Source organism: Nocardia suismassiliense (assembly GCF_900269665.1).
In the GTDB taxonomy this organism is placed as follows: domain Bacteria; phylum Actinomycetota; class Actinomycetes; order Mycobacteriales; family Mycobacteriaceae; genus Nocardia; species Nocardia suismassiliense.
Map to the genome: position 1 here is coordinate 3574352 of NZ_LT985361.1, position 23937 is coordinate 3598288.

23 protein-coding genes are annotated in these 23937 nt (G+C 67.5%); 14 read left to right on the forward strand and 9 right to left on the reverse strand.

What is annotated here, in order from left to right; translation table 11 throughout:
- Positions 1–87: 87 nt before the first annotated feature.
- The 3 genes from DBO33_RS16120 (at position 88) to DBO33_RS16130 (ending at position 2412) form a co-directional block, all read left to right on the forward strand.
- Complete coding sequence (locus DBO33_RS16120; RefSeq protein WP_107655770.1) at positions 88–468, forward strand: PLD nuclease N-terminal domain-containing protein; 381 nt, start codon at positions 88–90, stop codon at positions 466–468.
- A 113-nt stretch (positions 469–581) separates the two neighbouring features.
- A complete protein-coding gene (locus DBO33_RS16125) occupies positions 582–1085 on the forward strand; it encodes a hypothetical protein (protein WP_107655771.1) in 504 nt (167 codons plus the stop codon).
- Between the two features lie 400 nt (positions 1086–1485).
- Positions 1486–2412, forward strand: coding sequence for a helix-turn-helix domain-containing protein (locus DBO33_RS16130; protein WP_107655772.1), 927 nt, complete (start codon positions 1486–1488; stop codon positions 2410–2412).
- A 19-nt stretch (positions 2413–2431) separates the two neighbouring features.
- On the opposite strand, the gene DBO33_RS16135 is transcribed toward DBO33_RS16130, so the two are convergent.
- From DBO33_RS16135 to DBO33_RS16145, 3 genes are all read right to left on the reverse strand, one after another.
- Entirely contained in the window at positions 2432–3616 is a 1185-nt protein-coding gene (locus DBO33_RS16135) for a serine hydrolase domain-containing protein (RefSeq protein WP_234390868.1), read from the reverse strand.
- A 125-nt stretch (positions 3617–3741) separates the two neighbouring features.
- A complete protein-coding gene (locus tag DBO33_RS16140) occupies positions 3742–3990 on the reverse strand; it encodes a hypothetical protein (protein WP_107655773.1) in 249 nt (82 codons plus the stop codon).
- 98 nt (positions 3991–4088) lie between these two features.
- Positions 4089–4733, reverse strand: a complete 645-nt coding sequence (locus DBO33_RS16145; RefSeq protein ID WP_107655774.1) for a hypothetical protein — start codon at positions 4731–4733, stop codon at positions 4089–4091.
- Positions 4734–4951: 218 nt separating this feature from the next.
- Here DBO33_RS16145 and DBO33_RS16150 point away from each other — a divergent pair, with 218 nt between their 5' ends.
- The 4 genes from DBO33_RS16150 to DBO33_RS16165 are packed head-to-tail and all read left to right on the forward strand — an operon-like array spanning position 4952 to position 8503.
- Positions 4952–5938, forward strand: a complete 987-nt coding sequence (locus DBO33_RS16150) for an ABC transporter ATP-binding protein (protein WP_199856654.1) — start codon at positions 4952–4954, stop codon at positions 5936–5938.
- Positions 5935–6750: an ABC transporter permease gene (locus DBO33_RS16155; RefSeq protein WP_107655775.1), complete on the forward strand. Its 816-nt coding sequence runs from the start codon at positions 5935–5937 to the stop codon at positions 6748–6750. Before DBO33_RS16150 ends, DBO33_RS16155 begins: the two co-directional genes overlap by 4 nt.
- On the forward strand, positions 6747–7892 hold the full coding sequence (locus DBO33_RS16160) for a sensor histidine kinase (RefSeq protein WP_234390869.1): 1146 nt from the start codon (positions 6747–6749) through the stop codon (positions 7890–7892). Before DBO33_RS16155 ends, DBO33_RS16160 begins: the two co-directional genes overlap by 4 nt.
- Positions 7889–8503: a response regulator transcription factor gene (locus DBO33_RS16165; RefSeq protein ID WP_107655776.1), complete on the forward strand. Its 615-nt coding sequence runs from the start codon at positions 7889–7891 to the stop codon at positions 8501–8503. The genes DBO33_RS16160 and DBO33_RS16165 overlap by 4 nt, the downstream gene beginning before the upstream one ends.
- A gap of 8 nt (positions 8504–8511) precedes the next feature.
- On the opposite strand, the gene DBO33_RS16170 is transcribed toward DBO33_RS16165, so the two are convergent.
- The 6 genes from DBO33_RS16170 to DBO33_RS16195 form a co-directional block, all read right to left on the reverse strand.
- A complete protein-coding gene (locus DBO33_RS16170) occupies positions 8512–10602 on the reverse strand; it encodes a xanthine dehydrogenase family protein molybdopterin-binding subunit (protein WP_107655777.1) in 2091 nt (696 codons plus the stop codon).
- Positions 10602–11609 carry an FAD binding domain-containing protein gene (locus DBO33_RS16175; protein WP_107655778.1) on the reverse strand — a complete coding sequence of 336 codons (1008 nt, stop codon included), beginning with the start codon at positions 11607–11609 and terminating at the stop codon, positions 10602–10604. Before DBO33_RS16175 ends, DBO33_RS16170 begins: the two co-directional genes overlap by 1 nt.
- Positions 11606–12127, reverse strand: a complete 522-nt coding sequence (locus DBO33_RS16180; protein WP_107655779.1) for a 2Fe-2S iron-sulfur cluster-binding protein — start codon at positions 12125–12127, stop codon at positions 11606–11608. Before DBO33_RS16180 ends, DBO33_RS16175 begins: the two co-directional genes overlap by 4 nt.
- Before the next feature lie 71 nt (positions 12128–12198).
- On the reverse strand, positions 12199–13098 hold the full coding sequence (locus DBO33_RS16185) for an SAM-dependent methyltransferase (protein ID WP_107660320.1): 900 nt from the start codon (positions 13096–13098) through the stop codon (positions 12199–12201).
- A gap of 189 nt (positions 13099–13287) precedes the next feature.
- Complete coding sequence (locus tag DBO33_RS16190) at positions 13288–14667, reverse strand: MFS transporter (RefSeq protein ID WP_107655780.1); 1380 nt, start codon at positions 14665–14667, stop codon at positions 13288–13290.
- A gap of 106 nt (positions 14668–14773) precedes the next feature.
- Positions 14774–15655, reverse strand: a complete 882-nt coding sequence (locus DBO33_RS16195) for a hypothetical protein (protein WP_234390870.1) — start codon at positions 15653–15655, stop codon at positions 14774–14776.
- A 527-nt stretch (positions 15656–16182) separates the two neighbouring features.
- On the opposite strand from DBO33_RS16195, the gene DBO33_RS16200 reads away from it, so the two are divergent.
- The 7 genes from DBO33_RS16200 (at position 16183) to DBO33_RS16235 (ending at position 23931) form a co-directional block, all read left to right on the forward strand.
- Positions 16183–17889 carry a hypothetical protein gene (locus DBO33_RS16200; RefSeq protein ID WP_234390871.1) on the forward strand — a complete coding sequence of 569 codons (1707 nt, stop codon included), beginning with the start codon at positions 16183–16185 and terminating at the stop codon, positions 17887–17889.
- 130 nt (positions 17890–18019) lie between these two features.
- A complete protein-coding gene (locus DBO33_RS16205) occupies positions 18020–18472 on the forward strand; it encodes a hypothetical protein (protein WP_199856656.1) in 453 nt (150 codons plus the stop codon).
- A 127-nt stretch (positions 18473–18599) separates the two neighbouring features.
- On the forward strand, positions 18600–19457 hold the full coding sequence (locus DBO33_RS16210; protein ID WP_234390872.1) for a MerR family transcriptional regulator: 858 nt from the start codon (positions 18600–18602) through the stop codon (positions 19455–19457).
- A gap of 251 nt (positions 19458–19708) precedes the next feature.
- Positions 19709–20323, forward strand: a complete 615-nt coding sequence (locus DBO33_RS16220; RefSeq protein ID WP_107655782.1) for a glycosyltransferase — start codon at positions 19709–19711, stop codon at positions 20321–20323.
- Positions 20314–21417, forward strand: coding sequence for a polyprenyl synthetase family protein (locus DBO33_RS16225; protein ID WP_107655783.1), 1104 nt, complete (start codon positions 20314–20316; stop codon positions 21415–21417). Before DBO33_RS16220 ends, DBO33_RS16225 begins: the two co-directional genes overlap by 10 nt.
- Positions 21418–21430: 13 nt before the next feature.
- Positions 21431–22954, forward strand: coding sequence for a phytoene desaturase family protein (crtI, locus tag DBO33_RS16230; protein ID WP_107655784.1), 1524 nt, complete (start codon positions 21431–21433; stop codon positions 22952–22954).
- Complete coding sequence (locus tag DBO33_RS16235; RefSeq protein WP_107655785.1) at positions 22951–23931, forward strand: phytoene/squalene synthase family protein; 981 nt, start codon at positions 22951–22953, stop codon at positions 23929–23931. Before crtI ends, DBO33_RS16235 begins: the two co-directional genes overlap by 4 nt.
- Positions 23932–23937 lie beyond the last annotated feature (6 nt).

A 23937-nucleotide genomic window follows, 5' to 3' on the forward strand; every position in this document is an offset into this window, starting at 1 on the left:
GGGTAGCGCGTGCCCGGGCCGGTTGGGGGAGATTCGCCGCGAATCACCGCACGGACAGGTCGTCGGCTGGCGTACGAGGAGGTACCGATGCCCTACGCGATTCTGGGTCTGCTGACGCTCGCGCTGTGGATCTACTGTCTGATCGACATCATCACCTGCCCCGACGCGGGCATTCGGCACCTGCCCAAACTGGGCTGGCTGATCGTTGTGATCCTGCTGCCCACCGTGGGCGCGCTGCTCTGGTTGTTCGTGGGCCGCCCGCTGCACGAGTCGCGTCCGCGCTCGACGACCGGCTACACCGAGTACGACCGGCCCGGCCGTTATGTCGCGCAGGATCCGGCGGCTGACGAGGCGTTTCTGCAGAAATTGCGGGAGCGGGCCGAACAGCAGCGGGCCGAAGCCCGCCAGCAGGAAGCCGAACGGCAGAACGACGAGGATCGGCGTCGTGAGCAGGGTGAACAGCTCTAGCAGCTATTGATGCGCCATTGACAACCGGCGCGTGAATGCTGAATTCTGGGCGCCGACGTGGCATGGGTCGAACCGGGACTCGCAATACCGCCGCCGTACGTCTTAGGAGAATTATGACCCTGCCGCAGTGGCCGGACCATGACATCACCCAGCTACGCGAGGTCGCCGACAAGATCGCGACGCTCATCCAGCGCAACGCCGAAGGTAGTGGGGGCTTGCCGCGCTTCGTCGATGCCCTGCAGCAGAGCGGGCCGATCGCAGACCTGCTGATCGAGTACTCGGTCCGCTGGTTCAACGACAGCAGAGGCGAGTCGGTCCTGCTCGGGCCGGAGCTGTACTGGGTACTCACCGAGACCGTTTCGCCGGAAGATCGCGGCGGGGAGGGATACGGCCAGCCGGCCACGAACTGCCATCCGGTCACCCGCACCCGGCAGATGCTGCTGATCTGTGTGCTGGAAAAGCTGTCCGCCCGGCCGTGGCATCCCGAGCCGGGCGAGGATTCCGCGGCGGCGATCGTGAAACACCGCTACAGCAACAATGCGGTGCCCTCGCTGCCGACCAGGGTGACGCAGCCTGCGGGTGTCGAAGGCGTGATCACGACCTCGCAATTCACCTAGCGCGCGGCTTACGCGCTCATCGCGCCGATACCGAACTGGCCTCCGTCCGAGGCTTGTCGCGCCGAACACGTCTATGCCCCAAGGGGTTTCGATGGATTCGGCGCCGTACCCGCCCTCGTCCGACCAGGTCGGCGCATGCGCTGGGATTCGATCGAGCCGGTGTCGCTGCCGAATCTGGTTGCCGGCGCCTGAGCAAGAGCACCGAGCCATGGCGGGGGTCTCGACGCCCCGAAAACACCGACCTGGGGCCAGTTGCCGACCCCGATATCCGGCGGGTCCGTCAAAAGATAGATTAATCTGTCGTATCAGCGCGATACCATCAAAAGCAGACGCGGTGAAGTTCACGATGCGACGTTGGATGGTTCCCGTCGGAGGTCTCCCAGTATCGGAGTAGAAGCTTATGGTCGGACAGCCCGGCTGGGTCGGCGTCGAGCCAAGTGTCGCCGACCGTGGTCCGACCGCACTGCGCATCGCGGTCGGCGGCCAGCTGCGCAAGTTGCGTGAGGCTTGCGGCATCACGCCGCAGGTCGCGGGCGAGCACATCCGGGGCTCGTACGCCAAGATCAGCCGGCTCGAACTCGGGCGGACCGGCTTCAAGGAACGCGACATCGTCGATCTGCTGACCCTGTACGGGGTCACCGATCCCGAGAAGCGGGCGACGTTCCTGGATCTGGCCCGCAAGGCCAACGAGCCGGGCTGGTGGCACCGATACAACGATCTGCTGCCGCAATGGTTCGAGACCTACATCGGTCTGGAAGGCGCGGCGCGCACGATCAGAACGTTCGAGGGCCAACTCGTGCCCGGGTTGCTGCAGACCGAGGACTACGCCACCGCCCTCGTCGCGGTGGGCCACGAGAACGCCCAAGCCGCACAGGGTGGCCAGCACCCGAACATCGACGTCAACTCCGCCCGACGGGTGGAACTGCGGACCAAGCGCCAGCGAATCCTGGATTCGGGGAGCGGGCCGATGCTGTGGGCGGTACTGGACGAGGCCGTGCTGCACCGACCGGTCGGCGGGACGAGGGTGCAGCGCGAGCAGATCGAACATCTCGTGGAGATGTCGACCAGGCCCGGTGTGACAATCCAGGTGCTGTCCTATCGGTCCGGCGCGCACGCGGCGGCGGGCAGCTCGTTCACGATGCTGCGCTTCGCCGAGCGCGAACTGCCCGACATCGTCTACCTGGAGCAGCTGACGACCGCGCTCTACCTGGATCGCCGCGAGGACCTCCACTTCTATCGCGAAGTGATGGACCGGCTGGCGGTGCAGGCGGAGACGCCGGAAGAGTCGCGGGAGCTGATGAGTGCCGAGGCCGCGCGGTTGGCATGATCACGCCCTAGCGCAGATTTTATGGCGTCGCGCAGAGTGCGGTGTCGACAACCCGATTGACGTTGCGAGTGGCTTCCCCTGACTCGGGCACCTGGTTGACGGTCACCGTGACCGCGCGCCCGTCGCTGGTGACACCGCCTCGGGTTTCGAAGCCGTCGATGTCGCCGCCGTGGCCCCAACTGTCTGCGCCGCAGGGCAGTTGGCGATACATGAGGCCGAGTCCATAGCCCTGCTTACCCGGAACAGGCAGCGGGACAGTCTGTTTCATTTCGGCGAGCTGAGCGGGGGGCAACAGTTCGCCGTCGAGCAGCGCGACGAAGAACCGGTTGAGGTCCGCGCCGGTTGCGACCATCGCGCCCGCCGCACCGGCGTACGACACGTTCTGGCGGGTGTAATCGACCAGCTCGCCACCCGACTGCAGGTAGCCGACGGGATGGGGACCGCGGATCTCGGTTTCGCCGGGTTCCGGAAAGTAGGTGTCGCGCAGGCCGAGTGGCTCGATGATGCGGTGGGTGATCGCCGCGCCGACCGACTCTCCGGTGATCTTCTCGATGATCATCCCCGCCAGTGCGTAGTTGGTGTTGGAGTACGCCCACTGGGCGCCGGGTTCGAAATCGGCGGGCGCGGTCAGCACGTTGCGGACGATCTCGGCGATATCCTTTGTCCCCCAACGCGCATCCTCGGAGGGCGAGGCGATCTGCCCCGGCTTCGGCGGCGCCCCGAACTCGGCCGCGTACTCCGGCAGACCGCTGGTGTGCTGCAACAGATTTCGGACCGTGATCCGATTCCCGTCGATGCCCGGCCCCTGCACGACGCCCGGGAGATACCGTTCCACCGGCGCGTCCAACTCGACCTTGCCCTCGGCCACCAATTGCAGCACGACCGTCGCCACATAGGTTTTGGTGTTGCTGCCGATCCGCACTCGGGCGTCGTCCTGGAAGGGGGTGCCGTGCGCGAGGTCGCCTGCTCCGGCCGTCCCCGTCCAGACCCCGCTGCGATCGGTGACCACGATCTGCGCCCCGGGCAGGCGGTCTCCGATGATCAACTGTTGCAAGGCTGCGGTGACCTGTGCCCGCTGCCCGGCCTCGGCGGAGGGCTCGGCTCGAACGGTCTCCGTGGCATCGCACGACGTCGCCATGAGGGCGACCAGTGCCCCGGCTACCGCCACGGTGCCGAACGAACGATGACTTACCTTGGTGCGCAAGGTGCTTCCTCTCTGCTGCGGACTCCAGTCACGCTATGAGAGATAGGCAGGTCATCGTCAGCTGGCAGCCCCCCGTCTTCCTGGTAGTGCTGGCACCACCCCGGCGGGGGCGGTACCAGCGGTGGTCAGACCCCGTCCACGGCTAGCGTCCCGAACCGGCTGACGTTCGCGTGGTTGTGTCCGTCGGCGCTGGTGATCACGACCTCGGTGGGGTTGGTGAGGGCGATGGCGCAGTAGTTGTCCCGATCTTGCTGGACGCTGATGGACAACAGGCGGCGGTCGGTGGCCGCCTGCCACTCCTCCATGGCGTCGTACAGTCCGCGCATGGACGGATTTTCGAAGTAGACGAGGTTGCGCTTGTTCGTGTCCGACATGAGACCGCTCTCCGTTCGGGTCGTGGGGCAGGTCGGCGAGGCCGCCCTCATCTATCGTAGACCGCGACGAATAGTGTTCTAATGCAAAATGTTTGGGCTCACGGACCGACCGTGATCGCCGCCGATCCCATGGGATTGGTCATCGCGTAGGTGGCCGACCACACGGCCGACGTCTCCGTCGGGCAGCCGTAGCGACCCCACGGCTGCATCGGCACCGAGACCCGGTCGACCACCAGCGTCGACGGCTCGCCGTTGACCCAGGTCGCAGGCACCGAAGCGGGTGCGTTCGGCGCGATGCCGAGGGAGCACCGCGTCTCGGGCCCGCGCAGCGAGATCGACATGCCACCATCGGGAATCGTCAGGGTCGCGTTGATCGGCGAACCGTGCTGCACCGCGATCGGCCAGGGTCCACCGCTCGTGACGCCGGCGGTGAGGTCGGGCACGTTGGTCGAGCAGTAGGAACCGTCGAACGGCCCGAACGTCAGCACCACCGGTCCGGTGGCACTGTGGTTGTCCGGCGCCATCGGCACGTTGCCGCCCGCGGCGGATTCGCCGCACGTGATGATCAGCTGACCCACCGTGAAGGTCACCGGCCCCTGACTGAGGGCGAAAATGGCATTGTCGGCCGGGGTGACCGTGGTCGACCCCTGCGCCTGCGCGAGACCGCCGCCCAGCGCGACCGCGATCGCCGTACTGCCTGCCGCGGCCACCGCCACCCGCGCGAAGAACCTCTTGTCGAACATCGCACGCTCCTTCGGGCAAACAGCTACGACAGCGGATCCAGCTGCCGAAGTCGACAATATGCCGAAAACCGTTCCAGCGGAATGGACCTCACGGCAACTGGGGATGCCGGTCTCGTTGCCGGGATGACTTTTGTCATGGCCGATCCATGCGGTAACTCATCCGGATTCGATGACTGCGCTTACTACTGACCAGGGCCGGAGTCCGTGATCGTAGAAGCATGAACAGTGCACATCGCAACCCGCTGAACCGCGGCGGTCAACCGATTCACGATGTCATCACCGCACAGGGCCTGCGCCGGACCTACGGGCACGGCAAGGACGCCTTCGAGGCGGTCAAAGGGGTGGACCTGCGAGTCGCCGAGGGGGAGGTGTTCGCCTTGCTCGGCACGAACGGTGCCGGTAAGACGTCGACGCTCGACATGCTGGAGGGGCTTGCCGCGCCATCCGCCGGTGTCGTAGAGGTTTTCGGCCTCGACCCGCGCCGGGACCGCGCGCAGGTCCGCGCACAGGTCGGCATCATGTTGCAGTCCGGTGGGCTGCCCGCTGAGCTGACCGTTCGCGAAACGCTGGAGATGTGGCGCGGGACGTGCACCGACCCGACGACCACCGATATCGTTCTGGCACAGGTGGATCTGGCCGATCGGTCCGGCGTCCGGGTCGGTTCGCTGTCGGGTGGTGAGCAGCGCCGGGTCGATATGGCGTGTGCCCTGGTCGGTCAGCCTCGGCTGCTCTTCCTCGACGAGCCGACCACCGGCCTCGATCCGGAAAGCCGCCGTGGCACTTGGCAATTGCTCGCCGACCTCAAAGCGTCGGGCGTGACCATGGTGCTCACGACGCACTACCTGGATGAGGCGGAGGCGCTGGCCGACCGGATCGCGATCATGCACAAGGGCGAGGTCGCGCGCACCGGCACGCTGCGTGAGATCGTCGACGGTCACCCGGCGCGGATCGTATTCGACCATCCCGGCCTGCCGTTGCCGCAGCTGCGGGACGCGCGGGTCGACGCGCAGGCCCGCGTCACCGTCGACACCTATGACCTGCAAGGGCATTTGTTCGAACTGCTGGGCTGGGCGCGTGAGCACGGTCTGCAACTGGGCGGGCTCGAAGCCCGTGCCGCCTCCCTGGAGTCGGTCTTCCTGGACGTCGCCAACGAGCCGGTCGGCGCACCGACGACCACCCCCGAATTGATCGGAGCCACCCGATGACCACCCTCGTGAAACCAACCACCACCTTTCGCCGCCGACCGCTCGCCGCGCTTGCCAAGGCCGAGTACCTGCAGTTCCGGCGGAACAAGACGCTGGTCTACATGGCGCTGTTCTTTCCGATCGGCATCTCGCTGGCCGCGTACTTCATCGCCACCAAAGACACCGCACCGACGACCGCGACCGCGGCGATGACGTTCGAGCTGATCGCGTTGGTCGCGCTGCTGTTCGTGCAGTACTACTCGGTGTTGTCCATGGTCACCACGCGCCGGAGCGAAGGCGTGTTGAAACGACTGCGCACCGGTGAGGCTGCGGACTGGCAGATTCAGACCGCGCCCACTGTGCCCGGTGCGCTGGTGACGGTTGCCACCGTTCTCGTAGTCGCGGCGGTCGTTTACGGCACGGGTGCGCCCGCTCCCGTCAATCCGTTGGCGATTGCGGTTGCTGTTGTGGGCGGAATCATCCTGTTCTCCCTGCTCGCGCTTGCGACCAGTGCGGTGACCAAAAACGCCGAGGCCGCCCAGATCACCTCACTACCGGTGATGACGGTCGCGATGCTCGGCCTCGCGTCGATCCGGAAGGTGCTGCCCGACCGCTTGGGCGACCTGGCCGACTGGACACCCTTCGCGGCCATCTCCGACCTCGTCTCGCTCGGTGCGTCCGGGCGGCACGCCACCGCCGCCACCACCGACGTGGCGCTCGACTTCGCGGGCACCTTCGCCGAACTCGGCCGCCCGTTTGCCACACTGGCGCTATGGACCGTCCTGGCGTTCGCGCTGACCCGCAAGAGCTTCCGCTGGGACGACCGCGGTTGAGCGGCCTGACCGACTGGTGGCACCGGCTGTCGGGCCCGGCCAAGTTCCGGGTCTACAGCCGGGTCGCGCTGCAACTGGGACTCGCCGCGGTGATCGTCGTCATGGCGGTCACCGCGGGTTTGTCGTGGTCGACGGTCGGGATCGTGGTCGGCGGTATCGCCGCCGTCGTCGCGGTCGAGGTGCAACCCGAGTTCGCCAGGTCGTCGTCGGGTGCGGCGCTACGTCGATGGGCGCTGCCCACCGCCGTGGTGACGCTGGCGGTGGTGTGGCTCGCCGGTGTCGTGGTCGCCAGGCTTGCCACCAGTGCGTCGACCGTCGACCAAGCGCGGCTGACCGGCGTTTACGCGGTGATACTCGCGATGTTCGCCGTGGTGCCGTTCTTCCGGCACAAAGGTTGGGCCATGCTGGGACTCAGCATCGCCACCGGGCTCGGCTTCGGTACGTCGCCGGCGACGGTGCTGAGCACGGTGGCGATCACCTTCGTTTTCGGCGGCTTCGTCCTCGGCACGACGTTGCTCACCCTGTGGGGTCTGCGGGTCGTCGAAGAACTGGACCGTGCGAAAGGGGTCGAAGCCGAATTGCAGGTGGCCGAGGAGCGACTGCGTTTCGCACGGGACCTGCACGACATCGTCGGTCGCGGGTTCTCGGCGATCGCGGTGAAAAGTGAACTGGCAGCGGTGTTGTCGCGGTCCGGGGACGCCGACCGCGCGGCCACCGAGATGGACGAGGTCAAGACGCTCGCCGTCGAATCGATGGGGCAGATGCGCGAACTGGTTCGCGGTTATCGGGGGATCGACCTGATGACCGAGGTCGCGGGGGCGCGCTCGCTGCTGTCGGCGGTGGGGTGCCGGCTCGTTGTCGAGGGCGATCCGGCGAAGGTGCCCGCGCGGTTCCATGAGGTGGCTGCGTGGGTGGTGCGGGAAGGCACCACGAATATCGTCGAACATTCGGCGGCGACCTCGGCGGTTCTCGCCCTCGGTGACGCGGGGATGTCGTTGCGCAACGACTGCCCGCACGGTCCGGCGGGCGAGCGGTCCGGGTTGCGTGGTCTCGCCGAGCGACTCGCGCCCCTTGGTGCGTCCCTCGACGCGCGCGCGTCATCCGACCAGTTCATCCTCGAAATTCATTGGGAGAACAAATGATTCCCGTGTTCCTGGCCGATGACGAAACGCTCATCCGAGCCGCCATGGCGACCATGCTCGACCTCGAAGCCGACCTCGAGGTGGTCGACCACGTCGGCTCCGGCGAGGAACTCGTCGCGGCGTGGCGGCGCCGTATCGACGAGCCGCTCGCGGTGGCCGTCATCGACCTGCAGATGCCCGGGATGGACGGCATCGAAACCGCAGTGGCACTGCAGCAACTCACGCCCGGCGCAGGCACTTTGATCGTCACCAGCCACGGCAGGCCCGGTTATCTCAAACGAGCCCTCGCCGCAGGCGTGCGCGGCTTCCTGCCCAAGACCGCCTCAGCCGCCACCCTCGCCGAAGTGATCCGCACCGTCCACCACGGCGGCCGCTACGTAGACCCCGAACTAGCCGCCGAAGCCATCAGCGCAGGCGACACCGTGCTCACCGCCCGCGAAGCCGACGTCCTCGAATACGCCATCGACGGCGCCTCCGTCGACGACATCGCCAGACGCGCCCACCTCTCACCCGGCACCACCCGCAACTACCTGTCCTCGGCAATGGCGAAGCTGGGTGTCGCGAACCGATACGAGGCAGCGCTCAAAGCCCGTGAGAAGGGCTGGATTTAGCGGGACTGCTACAACAGGTGGTCGGGGGTGATGGGGAGGGTGCGGGGGCGGGTTCCCGTGGCGTGGTGGATGGCGTTTGTTATTGCGGCGGCGGCGCCTACTATGCCGATTTCGCCTGCGCCGCGGGAGCCCATGGGGTTGGTGTGGGGGTCGGGGTCGTCGAGCCAGAGGGCTTCGATGGTGCCTATGTCGGCGTGGGAGCTGACGTGGTAGGTGGCCAGGTCCTGGGTGACGACGTGGCCGTAGCGGGGGTCGCGGACGCTTTCCTCGTGCAAGGCCATGGAGAGGCCCCAGGTCATGCCGCCGATGAGTTGGGAGCGCAGCATGCGGGGGTTGATGGCGCGGCCGATCGAGAAGACGCCGAGCATTCGGGGTACGCGGATTTCGCCGGTGTCCCGGTTCACCCACGTTTCGGCGAATTGGGCGCCGAAGGAGTGCATGGCGAAGTGGTCGGTGTCGGGGTTCTCGGCGGACTCGACGGTGACGTCAGCGCCCGGGGTCGGGGCGATGCCGTGTTTGTCGCGGAATGCTCGGGCGGCGGTGACGATCGCGGTTCCCCACGAGGTGATGCCGGAGGAGCCGCCTGCGACCGACGCGGCGGGCAGGTCGGTGTCGCCGATCTCTAGCCGGATCGCATCGGTGGCACAGCCGAGGGCGTCGGCGGCGATCTGGGTGAGCGAGGTCCAGGTGCCGGTGCCGATGTCGGCGGCGCCGATCTGGACGAGGTAGCTGTGGTCCGCGGTGAACTCGATGCGGGCGGCGTTTCCCGGTGATTCGGTCGCGGGATAGGTGGATGCGGCGACGCCGGTGCCGATAAGCCACTCGCCGCTGCGGCGGACGCCCGGCGCGGGATCGCGTGCGGCCCAATCGAACTCGGCGGCACCACGACGCAGGCATTCGATCAGGTGGCGGCCGGACCACGGTTGGCCCGACTCCGGGTCGGCGTCGGGCTCGTTCCGAATCCGTAGTTCGATCGGGTCGATGGCGCAGGCGACGGCGAGTTCGTCCATCGCGACCTCGGCGGCGAACATGCCGGGCGCCTCACCGGGCGCGCGCATCCAGAAGGGCACCGGCACATCGAGTGCGGCGAGGCGATGGGACGTGCGGCGGTTCGGGACCCGGTACATCATTCGTGACGAGACCGCGGTCTGCTCGGCGAATTCCTTGATGCGGGAGGTCTGTTCGATGACGTCGTGGGCGAGCGCGGTCAGTTTTCCGTTCCTATCAGCGCCGAGCCGGATGCGCTGGATGGTCGGGGTGCGGTAACCGACCAGCGCGAACATCTGCTGCCGGGTGAGCGCCAGCTTGACCGGTCGGCCGCCGCTGCGTTGCGCGGCCAGCAGTGCGAGGACGTTGTGGGCATGCGGGGCGCCTTTGGCGCCGAAGCCGCCGCCGACGTGTGGCGCGATCACGCGCAGTTGGTGCGGCTCCAGTCCGAACAGCGGCGCGAGGGTGGTGCGGACGGTATGCACGCCCTGGGTGGAGTCGTAGAGGGTGACCCGCGGCCCGTCGTCGCCCTCCTGCCAGACGGCGATGCACGCATGCGGTTCCAACGGGTTGTTGTGTTCTATCGGGGTGATGTAGGTCTGGTCGATGGTCACCTCGGCGGCGGCCAGTGCCGCATCGAGGTCGCCGACGTCGGTGTCCGTCGGAAACGACGAGCTGACTTCCTCCGGTGCGTATAGATCGGCGCGGTCGCCGCGGAACTCGACCTCTGCTTGCTGGCGCTGATAAGTCACCTCCACTAAAGAGGCGGCGTGCCTGGCGATTTCGGGCGTCTCGGCGATCACCGCACCGATCAGCTGGCCGCGGAAGTGAACGTCGTTGTCCTGCAGGATGGTCAGTTCACCGTCGGAGGTATCCGCCAGTTTCGGCGCGTCGAAAACGGTGAGCACGGCGACGGCTCCGTCGAGCCGGGTGGCCGCGGAGACATCCATCGCGCTCACTCGGCCGCGCGCGATGGTCGCTTGCACCGGATGGAGATACGTCGGCTGGTCCACCTGATGTTCGAACGCATACGGTGCGGTGCCGGTGACTTTCGCGGGGCCATCGAGGCGAGTGGGCGAGGTGCCCATCGCGGCCGCTTCGATGAGAGTCATCAGCGCACCTGCTCTGCGGTGGTGGGTTCGGTGAGTGACCGCAGCGTCGCGACCAGTGTCCGGCGGGCCAGCTCGACCTTGAATTCGTTGCCTTCCAGAGGTTTTGCCTGCGCCAGTTCGGACTCGGCGGCTGCCTCGAAGGCTTCCTCTGTCGCGGGGGAGCCATGGAGAACCGCCTCGGCTTCGCGGGCTCGCCACGGCTTGTGCGCGACACCGCCGAATGCGACACGTGCAGAGGCGATTTCCCCGTTCCCGGTGTGGGTCAGTTCGGCGGCGACCGATACGAGGGCGAAGGCGTACGAGGCCCGGTCGCGCACCTTCCGGTAGGTCGAACGTGCGCCGGTGGGCGGGGCGGGCAACTCCACTGCGGTGATGAGCTGGCCGTGGGTGAGGACTGTGTCGAGTTCGGGGCGGTCACCGGGCAGTCGATGAAATTCGGTGAGGGGTATCCGCGATTCGCCGTTGCCCCCCTTCACCACCACCTTCGCGTCGAGCGCGGCCATCGCCACCGCCATATCCGAAGGATGAACGGCCACACAGTGTTCCGACGCACCCAGGATCGCGTGGTAGCGGACATAGCCGCCGATCGCGGCGCAACCGGTGCCCGGTTCGCGCTTGTTGCACGGCGTGGTGATGTCTTGGAAATACACGCATCTGGTCCGCTGCAACAGATTTCCGCCGGTGGTCGCTAGATTCCGCAGCTGCCCCGACGCACCCGACAGCAAGGCGCGCGACAGCACGGGGAACCGAGAACGAACCAGCGGGTGCACCGCCAGATCGGTGTTGCGCACACCCGCCCCGATCCGCAGGCCGCCGTCCGGCAGTTCGGTGATCTCGCTCAGCGGCAGTTGCCCGATATCGACCAGCAGCGACGGCGCGGCCACGCCGAGCTTCATATGGTCGACCAGATTCGTGCCACCCGCGAGAAACATCGCCTCCGGCCGATCCGCTACCGCCGCGACCGCGTCCTCGACGGTGCCGGCCCGCCGATATTCGAAGGGGATCATGCCGACGCCGCCTGCCGGATCGCCGCGAGAATATTGGGATACGCGGCGCATCGGCACAGATTCCCGCTCATCCGTTCGCGGATCTCGGTGTCGGTCAGGGCCGGCTCCGTGTCGAGGTCCTCGGTGACGAAGCTGGGTTGCCCGGCCGCTACCTCGTCGAGCATGCCGACCGCCGAACACACTTGGCCGGGCGTGCAATACCCGCACTGGAAGCCGTCCTGCTCGATGAAGGCCTGCTGTACCGGGTGCAGATCATCACCTGTCGCGAGCCCGGCTGCGGTGACGACGGAAGCACCGTCCTGGGCGACCGCGAAGGTCAAGCAGGTGGTGGCGCGGCGACCGTCCAGCAGTACCGTGCACGATCCGCACTGACCGTGATCACACCCCTTCTTCGGTGCGGTCACGCCGAGATTTTCGCGCAACGCGTCCAGCAGGGTGGTGCGGTTGTCGACCCGTAATGCGTGCCGCACACCGTCGACCTCGAGGTGGATCTCCGAATGGCTCCTGGCGGGTTCCATGATCGCGGAATATCCCCGCGGGCACCGCTCAATCAAGCATCGCTATCGCCGAGTTGCCTCCTTCGCCCAACTCAGGGGCGGATAGCGGTGGTCAGCCGGGCCAGCGTCGGTAGCGAGAGGGGTGTGTCCGAGGTCGGTTCGGTCTTGCGGCCCACCGAGTCGAGGTAGTCGGCCAGGGTGATGCCGGTGGCGTACCAGTCGTGCGCGGCGAACCATTGCACGGCGTCGCTGCGCTGCTCGTTGTAGATCAGATGTGCCCAGTCGATCCAGCTGTGCGGGGCGGAGTCGGGATCTTCGAGCAGTGCGGTGTGGGCCTGGTCGGGGAGTGGGTCCAGTTCTTCGATGGCGACGCGGCTGCCGGGAGCGCTGTCTCGGTCGACAGCGGCGAACAGTTGATCGACGGCGGTGGCGGGAAGGTAGGGGAGTAGCCCTTCGGCGAGCCAGGCGGTCGGGGCGGCGGAATCGAAGCCCTTCTCGCGCAATGCTTTCGGCCAGTCCTCGCGCAGATCCACCGCTACCTCGCGGCGGTCGGCGCGGGGCTTGTCGCCGTGGGCGGCCAAGGTCTGCCGCTTGAATTCCAGCACCTGCGGGCGGTCGAGTTCGTAGACGACCGTGCCGTCGGGCCAGGGTAGGCGGTAAGCACGTGCGTCGAGGCCGGCGGCCAGAATGACGATCTGGCGCACGCCCGCGGCGACGGCCGCCGCGAAATAGTCGTCGAAGTATTTGGTGCGCGCGGCCTGGAAGGTTTGGAAGGGCAGGCCGAAGTCGGGGTCCAGGAGCGGATGCTCGGGCGCCTTGCCGTCGAGCAGATCGGCCCACTCCGGTCCCGCGGCGCGCACGAAGACCTCGGCGAGCGGATCGACGGCCAGCGGATCGGGGCCGCGCGCGGCCAGAGCGCGAGCCGCGGCGACGAACAGTGCCGTGGACCCGACGCTGGTGTTGATGTCCCAGGTATCTCCCTCGGTACGCACGATCGCCAACATACCTGCCATCTGGAACTATTGCACCAACTCGTCGGTTTCTTTACGGCCTACAGATAGGCGCATTCGTCGGCCCGCAAATCGAGGTCCCCGAGGGCCAACCGACGGAACTCGGAACGGGAGCGGCCCTGGGTCGGTGGTTCGTCCGATCCCAGGGCCGTGGTGTGGCGTCGGCAATGATCAAGCCGCTACGGCGGTTTCGCGCTGCCGAGTCGCCAGGGTGGGCCAGCGGCGGTGGTCGGCGTCGATGACGTAGGCATGGGTGTGCCGGTAGAAACGATCGTCCACACGGACGGCGTCGGCGAGGCGGGCCGGGTCGATGGTGCCGATTTCGTGCAGGTGGGTCACCACCTCGGGGTCGTGGCGCGGCCACATCCGCAGTGCCACAGTGATTCCCACGCCGGCAAGGGCGGTGAGGGTGACCCACGTGGCGGTGAAACCGGCGGCGGTGGTGAGCCATCCGGCGATCGGGTAGGTGATCAGCCAGGCCAGGTGCGACAGCGAGAACTGGGCCGCGAAGAGCGCGGGCCGGTCGGCGGGTAACGACGAGCGCCGCAGAACCTGGCCGATCGGCGTGAGGATCGCCGCGGTACCCGCACCGATCACTGCCCATACCGCGATCGCGCCGGTCCAGCGCCAGTCACCGCTACCCGCGGTCGACAGCGTGATACCCGACCCGAGGCCGAGCAGCAGCACGGCCGCACCCGCGAGCATGACCGGCCGTGCGCCGATCCGGTCGAGCACGCCGGGCAAGGCCAAGGCAATCACCATGGTGCCCAACCCGTTGGCGGCCAACAGCATCGCCACTCCGGATTGCGTCCCACCGAGAGTGTCGCGGACATAGTTCACTGTGTTGACCATGATCACCGACCCGGCGGCCGCGACCACGAGGTTGAGGCCGAGCAGACCGCGCAACCGGGGCGTCGCGGCGAAGATCCGCATGCCCACCGTGCTGCGCTCCCGGAAGGAGCCCGGCGTTCCGGCGGTCGCGTTCGGGATCCGGGTGGCAAGGACCAGGGTGGCCGAGACGACGAATCCGATTGCCGTGCCCACGAACAGCCAATGGAAGCTGATCACCGCCAGTGCGGCCGCGGCGAGCATCGGGCTCAGCAGTGTTTCCATGGTCGCGGCCGTTTGGGCCGCCGAGAGCGCCCGGGTGTATTCACGCTCGTTGGGCAGAATATCGGGAATGATCGCCTGATAGGTGGGAGTGAAAGCGGCCGAGGCGGTTTGCAACAGGGCGATGAGCAGATAGATCTGCCACACCTGGTCGATGAACGGCAGTGCCAGTACGACTACTGATCGAATCCCATTGAGTGACACCAGAAATAGCCGACGGGGAAAGCGGTCGGCATAAGCGGCCACTACCGGTGCGACGGTGACGTAGACCAGCATCTTGATGGTCAATGCGGTGCCGAGCACGGCCGCCGCGTTACCGCCGGCGAGCTCGTAAGCGAGCAAACCCAATGCGACGGTGGTCAATCCGGTACCGAAGAGCGCGGAGAGCTGAGCGGTGAACAGTTTCAAATAGTCACGGTGCGCGAACAGGGTGGCGCTCATGGACGTGGAACGCATGGAAAACACTTCCTCGAATCAGGTGGGGTGGATCACGGCGGCCGGGACAGCAGCACTCGCACATGACGAGATCCTCTCTTGGGGAAGGGGTTTAGAGGGCGGTCGCGGTGAACGCGGCGGTGCGCACGACATCACCGTGCTTGAAATCCAAGAACAGCCGGTAGGTTCCGGGCCCGGGGACGACGGTGTGGAACGCGACGTCCGGACCGGGCGCGGTAACCCCGTCGCCGGGTTCACCATTCGGGTGTACGTGCACATAGGCGAGATCGCCGGCGCGGATGACCACCAGGTGACCGTAGGCGGCCAAGTAGGGCTGCAAGTCCGTGACCGGCTCACCGTCTTTGCGCACGGTGAGGGTGAGCAGCCGCCCCTCGTCCGGGACCAGTTCGCCGTCGAGGGTCACTTCGTACCCGTCCACCAGCGCGGTGCGCGCGGCCGCCGGGGTCGGGCGCGGCTCGTATATACCTGCGACAGCGAGATCCGCGCCGAGGGTGATGGTCTTGCCGAGCGCTCGTGGTGCGATATCGGTGAAGACGCGATACATGCCTGCGGTGGGGAGATCGAGACGCACGGCCCAGGTCCCGTCTGCAGCGAGTTCGGGATGCACGTGCCAGAAGCCCGTCAGCTCCCGCCGCACCACGATCAGGTGCAGTTGGCGATCGTGGATGGCGGTGTACTCGGTGACCGGCGCGCCATCCGGGCCGAGGATACGGAACCGGAAGTCGATCGCACCGGGTGTGCCGATCGGCTCGAGGAGTTGCAGGGTGTAGCCGTCCTGGGTGATCAGGAGTCCGCCGGGCAGTCCACCGCCGTGCCCGGCGTGGGCTACCGGAGCCCCGTGTCCGGCGTGCTCACCATGCCCAGCGTGGTCGATCGCCCCGTGTCCGGCGTGGGCAACTGGAGCCCCGTGCGCGGCGTGCTGATCGTGTCCTTCGTGCGCGCCGTGGTGATCGGTGTGGGTCGGTGTGGTCATCGTCTCGTCCTCTCGGATCTTGGTCTTGCTACGCAGAAAACATATACCCCTGGGGGGTATAGACACAACATGAAGGAACATGACACACCTCACACATCGCATGGCTGCGTCCCCCACGTGCGAACCCGTTTGTCCCCGAGCCGATAACCGCTGGCTCGCCGGTAATCACCGATGGCGCTGCGGTATCCCGCGACGACGGAGATTGCCGCGCTGCCAGGCATACTCGACCGGCGCCACAGCGGATCCGATGGTAAAACTGCTGCACGCAAAGGAATTCGCTATAAGTCCTGGCTGGTGCTTACTATTGCCAGAGCTGACGGGCCGAAAACCGGCCGACCACGCGGTGTCTCGGACTCGGACGGCGAGGATGGACGCGCCGAGCCGGAGGTGTGCACCGTGCGATCGAACAGTGCTGTAAAGATGAGGATGCCGACGTAGCAGCAGGACGGCGGTGGCGGGTCGGGTCGGTGCTCATGCCGGCCGACGCCCGCACGACAGAAACTGGTGGAGGGCGTTGAGGTGTTGAGGTGTTGACCGCGCGGCTACGTGCTCCGGCCGAGCCGTTGGAGGGGGCGCGTCAGCGAGACCGCCTGTCGTGGTCGACGCTGTCGGCAGCGTTACTGGGCGGTGCGGCACTGCTCGGCTGGCGGGCCAGCGCCTACGGCAACTGGATAGTCGACGACGCGGGCATCACCTTCGCTTATGCGCGCAGCGTCGCCGAGGGCCTCGGCCCGGTGCTGCAGCCCGGCGCACCGTCGGTGGAGGGATTCTCCAATCCCACCTGGCTGCTCGTGCTGGTGGTGGGCAAATGGCTCGGCCTGTTCGACCGGGGCTCGCTCTTCGGCACCCCCGACTATGTCCTCTTTCCGAAGGCGTTCGCCCTGCTCTGCTGCCTGGGGATCCTCGCCGCCTGCTATGTCGCCGCACGCCGGGTCTCGCGATGGCCCGCGGTGATCACCTTCTTGACCGCGGCTGTGCTCGCCGCGATCCCGTCCTTCGTGATCTGGTGCTTCTCCGGCCTGGAGAACTCGCTGTTCGCACTGGCGGTGTGCGTGTTGGCGGTCCACCTGTTCCTGGCGGTGCTCGATGATCGGTTGTGGACGCCCTCGGTGGCGGTGGTAGCCGGCGGGCTGGCCGCGTTCGCCGCGTTGACCCGGCCCGACGGCCTCATCTATCTGGCCGCGTATCCGGCGGTCTCGCTGATCCTGGTACGTCGCGCGACATTGCCCGCCGCCCTCCGATGCGGGTTGTATTCGGCACTCGCGTTCGCGATCCCCTTCGGGGCCTATCTGCTGTGGCGGATTGCCGAATTCGGCAGGCTGGTACCGAACACCGCGGTGGCGAAACATCAGGCGACGCCGACCGTGCACGACCTGACCAGGGCAGGCGACCTGGTGCAATACGCGGGCGCACCCGCGGTGATGGTGGCCATCGGCGTGGTCGGTCTGACCCTCGCGCCGTCGAGCAAATGGCGCGACGGCGCGGTCGCGTTGCTGGCGCCGCTGGCCTTGGCGGTGATCGCCTACTGCGTGCTGCAACCGGACTGGATGGCGCAGTTCCGGTTCGCCACCCCGGTGTGGGCGCTGGGTGCGTTCGTTGTCGTGCTCTCGGCGGGGGAACTGCTGGAACGGTTGCGCAAACGGGGCCGGGTCCTGGTCGTGCTGACGTTGATCGGTGCCATGATCCCGTCCGGCGTCGCGTTCGCCGATGCCGGCGACTCGTACCGCGCCGACGCGGATGTGCCGCTGTGCTGGATCGCCATGCGATTCGGTCGCCTCTTCAACAGCTACGCGGACATCGCAGGCGTGCAGCAGGGCAGCTTGTTCACCCCCGACATGGGCGGCACGTCGCTGACCTCACGCCTGGAACTGATCGACATGGCGGGGCTCGTCGACGCGCGGGTCGCGGACATCTACGCGGGCAACGACTCCACCGACCTCAGCGACTACGTCTTCGAGGAACGCAAACCCACCTTCATCCATTCGCACGGGATCTGGCTACCCAACGAGATCACCTTCGACGCGCGAATCAACCGGGACTACTACCAGATTCACCGCTCCGTCGACCCCAACGTGCCGGATGAGGACTGGATCCGCAAAGACGCGGTCCGCGACGAAGCCAAGTTGCAAGAGCTACGTGAGTACGCGGGCAAGGTCCTGCCGACCCTCTTGGCGGAGTCCCAGCAATCGGGCTGTGGACCGACGCTGCGCCGGGGCCAAACCATCACAAGCTGACCAGTGCTCTGCTCGGTGTCGGTGCGGCGCAACCGTGGCCAGGACTGGATCCAGAGCTGGGCCGTGACTTGCGCAGTCTCGGCATGCATCAATAGTGCATCTTTCAGGTGTGGTCGGGTATCTGGCAAGCATGACGTCGATATCGGATCCAAGGCTGGACGACGGTAACCCGACTGCGGACGCCTACGACGCAGGCACCGTCGCGGCCGTGGGAAAGCTCACCGAAGCGCTGGAAATCGTAGAAGTGGCGCGCGGGCATCTGTACAACTTCCACCGCGAGACCGGAACCGCGGACTTCGCCATCGAGGAAGCCACGGAACTGCTCCGCGCCGCTGGGCACAAAGAATTAGCTGATCAGCTCATGCGAGACCTGGTCGGGCGCAACGTGCTACCGGGTCGCTGGACCTTCCAGGTCGTCGAGGACTACGACGAGACCTACTACCGCTGTGTCCGGGACTGGGAAGAGCGGGCGCGTCGGCTCACCGGTGGACACCGCCACCTGCACGAGGCCGAACTCAAGAGACAGCGCCGCACCGACGGCCGGCGAGCTCACGAGGCCACCCCGGCGGAACGCGCCGAGTAATCGACCGTGTTGCATCGAGTTTGCATCATTACTGCGCTACGATTTGCGAGCATCCGACGGTAGGAGGCTCGGTGATGCCTAGGCAGACCACCGGGGGGAGCGGCGGTGACGTGAGCGCGGTGAGTCGGTGAACAACGACGAGCCGCTGGTCGAGTACACCGTCGGGATGGTGGCCCGCACGCTGGGCGTGCCGGTCGCGACATTGCGCAGCTGGAACCGGCGATATGGTCTGGGCCCGCAGCACCTGCCTGGCCGGCACCGGCACTACACGCAGACCGATCTGGCGGTGACGGCTCGCATGGTCGACCTGGTGCGTGCGGGCGCCAGCCCGGCGAGTGCCGCCGTGGCCGCCCGCGCGGTGGCGGGTCCGGTGCCCGCGCGCGGTGACATCGTGCCGGTGCTGTCGGCGGCCGAGCGGCTCGACCATGCGGAACTGCTCGCCGCGATCACCGCGCACGTCATCCACTACGGCGTCGTCGTGACGTGGAACCAGTTGTGCCGCCCCGCTTTCGGAGAGATCGTGCGCAGGCAGCTCGGTGGCGCCGGACTGGTCGATGTGGAGCACCTGCTGTCCTGGGCGGTGACCACCAGCCTGCACCGGGCGGTGCCGTTGTTGCGCAACTCGGTCGATCGGGCGCCGATCGTGCTCGCCTGCACCGACGGGGAGAGTCATGTGCTCCCGTTGGAAGTGCTGCGTGCCGCGCTGGCCGAAGTCGGGCTGCCCGCGCTGCTGCTCGGCGCGTCCGTGCCCGCCGACGCGTTGGCCGCGGCGCTGGCCAAACATGAGCGCAGGCCGGTGGTGGTGCTGTGGTCGCAGTCGCGGGACACCGCGCATCCGGTTCCGGTGGACCGGTCGCGGGCGGACTGGGTCCTGGCCGGACCGGGGTGGCTGGAGCGGGGGTCGTCCAAAGCAGCGGTTCGGGTCAACACCCTCGAGTCGGCCGTGGACGAAGTGCAACGTGCGGCGGTGTCGGAGCTCCACTGACCTGCGCTTGCGGCGGGTCGCGCGCAGCACGCCGAATATGTGCATCGTTTTTGAATCATTTGCGGGTAGCATTGTGGGTGACCGGACTGACGATGGCGTCGAAGGGTCTGCGATCGGACGTGAGTCCCGGCGCACGGCGACCGTCGCGGCGGTACACGAGATCGAGTGCGGTCGCCTCGGTGCCGGGGTGCCCGCGCGAGGTGCGGACAAACGGTCCGGATGTGCGGTGATGACAGCGAAGGAAGCTCGGCATGGCTCGATATCTCGTGGCGGTGAGTCCCATACCCGGTCATGTGGCGCCCATGCTTGCCGTCGCCGCGAATCTGCGCCGACGCGGCCATGAGGTGCGCATGCTCACCGGCGCGGCCTTCCGCGACCCGATCGCGGCACAGGGTCTGCCCTGCTCGGTGCTCCCGGCCGATGCAGCAGTGATGCGGTCCGGGCCCGCACCCGACGGCACACCGAGCCTGATCCGTCGGTGGCGAACCGGGCGCTCGGAGCTGCGCTCGGGTTTCCTCGACCCGATCGTCGCGCAGTTCCGCGCGTTGACCGCCGAGTTGAGCCGGACAGATTACGACGCGTTGCTCGTTGCGGGGGACACCGCCGACAAGCCGGAAGTCGCGGCGCGGGTGGCGTACACCGGTGCGGGCATCGATCTGGGCACCGCACGGCCGGGCCCCGCCACGGTGGCCGCGGCGGTGGATCGGGTGCTGAGTAGCGGCGAATTCCGCTCCACCGCAACCAGGTTGGGTCAGCACATGGCGAAAGCCGCGCCCTTCGATGTGATCTCGGATGTCCTCGCCGAAGTCGGCGCGGATCGGTCGTTGACCCGGATGTCGGCCTCGCGAAACGGAGAATGCCGGTGAGCGCACTGTCTTTCGACCCCGCCCGGACCTCATCGGCGCCAGGGCTCGCCATGGGGTTCGAGCGCTGGCGGGCCGATACCCGCGCGCTGGTGCTCGACGAACTCACCGAATTCTTGCGGCGGGTGCGGGTGGCCGAACTCCGCGCCACCGGCGTCGACGACGTGCTGGCCCAGTACGCCCTCGGCGGTAAGTGTCTGCGCTCCACCTTCATGTACCTCGGCTGGCTGTGTGCCGCCGAACCCGACCCCGCCGCGCTGCGCGCGTCGGCCAGCCTGGAACTGTTGCACGCCTTCGCATTACTGCAGGACGACGTCATGGACGCCGCCGTCCTGCGGCGCGGATCCGCGGCAGCACACCTGCGCTTGGCCGTGCCGCACCGCGGCGGGCCCGCGGCGCCGCCACGGTTCGGTGAGTCGGCCGCCATCCTGCTCGGCGACATGTGCCTGGTGTGGGCCGAGCAGATGCTGCGCGACAGTGGCGCGGGCACCGATGAACTCGCCCGGTTATGGCCGCGATACGACGCGATGCGGGTCGAGCTGGCGATGGGTCAGCTCGCGGATCTGGCCAACGACGCACGCGAGCGCCCGGCCCTGGACACGGTGCTCGACATCGCCCGCGCGAAATCGGGCAACTACACCGTCCGGCGCCCGCTCGAATTGGGCGCCGCGCTGGCAGGCGCCACCGGGTCGACGCTGAAAGCCCTCGGCCACTACGGAACTCGGATCGGCGAGGCCTTCCAGCTGCGCGACGATCTGCTCGGCATCTTCGGTGCGGCCTCGATCACCGGCAAGCCGCAGGACAGCGATCTCGGCCAGCACAAAGCCACCAGCGTGGTCGTCGCGGCGTTGGACATGGCCGACGCCACCGCGCGACGGGAACTGTGCGAGCTGCTCGATCGGCCCGAACTCGACGCCGCGGCGATCGAGCGCTGCCGGACGTTGATCGCGGCCTCGGGCGCCGCCGAACGCATCGAAGCCATGATCGCCGACCGGGTCACCGATGCGCTGCGTGCGCTGCGGACCGGGGCGCTCGGCCCCGAGCCGCGCCACGCACTGGAACAGATGGCGCTGCTCTGTACGGCACGGCAGTTGTGACGAGAGGAAGCTGATGCGCACAGTCAAGGGACGTACCGACCACGTCGTGGTGGTGGGGGCGGGGCTGGCCGGTCTGTCGACCGCGATACAGCTGGCCGGACGTGGCCGGGCCGTCACGGTGGTCGAACGCGAATCGGTGCCCGGCGGCCGGATGGGGCGGCTCGACCTGCGCGGGTACCACATCGACACCGGCCCAACGGTATTGACGATGCCCGAGCTGATCGACGAGGTCTTCGCCGCGGTCGGCGAGCGGACCGCGGATCGGCTGGATCTGGTGCCGGTCGACCCGGCCTATCATGCGATCTACGCCGACGGGCGCACCCTCGACGTGCACAGCGACGAAGAGCGAATGGTGCAGGCCATCACCGCGTTCGCGGGCGCCGAACAGGCCGCGGGCTACCGCAAGTTACGGGCATGGCTGAGCCGGTTGTATGCCGCGGAGTTCGACGGGTTCATCGCGTCGAACTTCGAATCACCCCTGTCCATGCTCACGCCCGCGCTGGCCAGGCTGGCCGCGCTGGGCGGATTCCGGCACTGGGACGGCAAGGTCGCCGAGTTCATCACCGACCCGGAGTTGCGGCGGGTGTTCACCTTTCAGTCGCTGTACGCCGGAGTCGCGCCGGACCGGGCGTTGGCCGCCTACGCGGTGATCGCCCACATGGACACCATGGCCGGGGTCTATTTCCCGCGCGGCGGCATGCGGGCGGTGCCCGACGCGCTCGCGGCGGCGGCCGAGGCGGCGGGCGTGCGCTTCCGCTACGACGCAACGGTGACCGAGTTGGCGCGCGAAGGCGGCCGGGTAGTCGCGGTACAGACCGATCAAGGCGAGCGGATCGACTGTGACGCAGTGGTATTGACGACCGAACGGCATCGTTCCTACGAACTGCTCGGGCATCGGTCGCGGCGTCCGATCGCCGTCCGGCCCGCGCCGTCCGCGGTGGTGCTCCACGTGGGCTGCGCGCGGGAACCCCGAATTCCCCACCACTGCTTGCTGTTCGGCGCGGCATGGCACGAGGCTTTCCGCGACATCATCAAGGAAGGCCGGGTCATGTCCGATCCATCGCTACTGGTGACGCGGCCGACGGCGGGTGACCCGACCTTGGCGCCGGACGGACGTGATCTGCTCTACATCCTGGCGCCGGTGCCGAACCTCGCGCAGAGCGAGATCGATTGGGCGCAGACCGGACCCCAGTACGCGACCGAGATTCTCGAGCTCGCGCGGCGCAGGCTCGGCGGCACGCTACTGCGCGACGCCGACCTGCTGCGGGTGGTCACCCCGGACGACTGGGCCAGCCAGGACATGCTGGCGGGCAGCCCGTTCGCGCTGGCGCACACCTTCGCCCAGACCGGCCCGTTCCGGCCAACCAACATGATTCGCGGTATCGACAACGCGGTGCTCGCGGGCGGGTCGACGGTGCCGGGCGTCGGTATCCCACCGGTGCTGATCTCCGGACGGCTTGCCGCCGACCGCATCACGGGGGCTGGGCAACGATCCGTTCGCCCCGCCGGTTCGGCGCTGGATCGGACGTCGAAATGACGCGCACCGAGCTGGACGCGGCCGGTATCAGCGACCCCGACCTACGACGGTCCTACCACCTTTGCCGCGAGCTCAACGCCGCCCACGGCAAGACCTTCTTCCTGGCGACCAGGCTGCTCGCACCAGACCAGCGCCCGGCCGTGCACGCGCTCTACGGCTTCGCCCGGCGCGCGGACGACATTCTCGATGAATTCGAGCCGGAGCTGACTCCCGCGGAACGGGCGGCCCGATTGCAGGTCCTCGCTGCACAATTCAGCAATGCCGATGCGGCCGGTGACCCGGTACTCGCCGCGGTGCTGCACACCGCGGACACTTATCGCATATCTCGCCGCTTGTTCGACGCTTTCCTGGAATCCATGCGCATGGACTTGTCGGTCACCGACTATGCGAATCGTGCGGCCCTGGACCGGTACGTCTACGGGTCGGCGGAGGTGATCGGGCTGCAACTGCTGCCGGTGCTCGGCACCACCGAATCGGTGGAGGCCGCCGCTCCGTACGCCGCCGCGCTCGGAAAAGCGTTCCAGCTGACCAACTTTCTGCGTGACGTCGACGAGGACCTGGCACGCAACCGCGTCTACTTGCCCGCCGATGAACTGGCGGCACACGGCGTGGACCGGGAGCTGCTGCTGTGGTGCCGGACGCATCAACGTGTCGACCCGAGGGTGCGTCGCGCGCTGACCGAACAGCATGAAATCACCAGGGGTATATACACTTTCGCGCGCCAAGGCATCGACTTGCTCGCACCGCGCTCGCGCCCCTGCGTGGCAACGGCATTGGTGCTGTACGGGGAGATCCTCGATCGCATCGAAGCCAATGATTTCGAGGTGTTCGGTCGCCGCGCCACCGTCGGTACCGCGCGCCGCATCAGGGTCGGCGCGACGGGTCTGCTGCGCGCGTGGCAGGCGCGCCGGACGGCGGTTCCGAGCAGGTCCGCTCCGCGCTCGCTCGACGCCGTCGATCATCGTGAGCACGGCTGAGGAGGC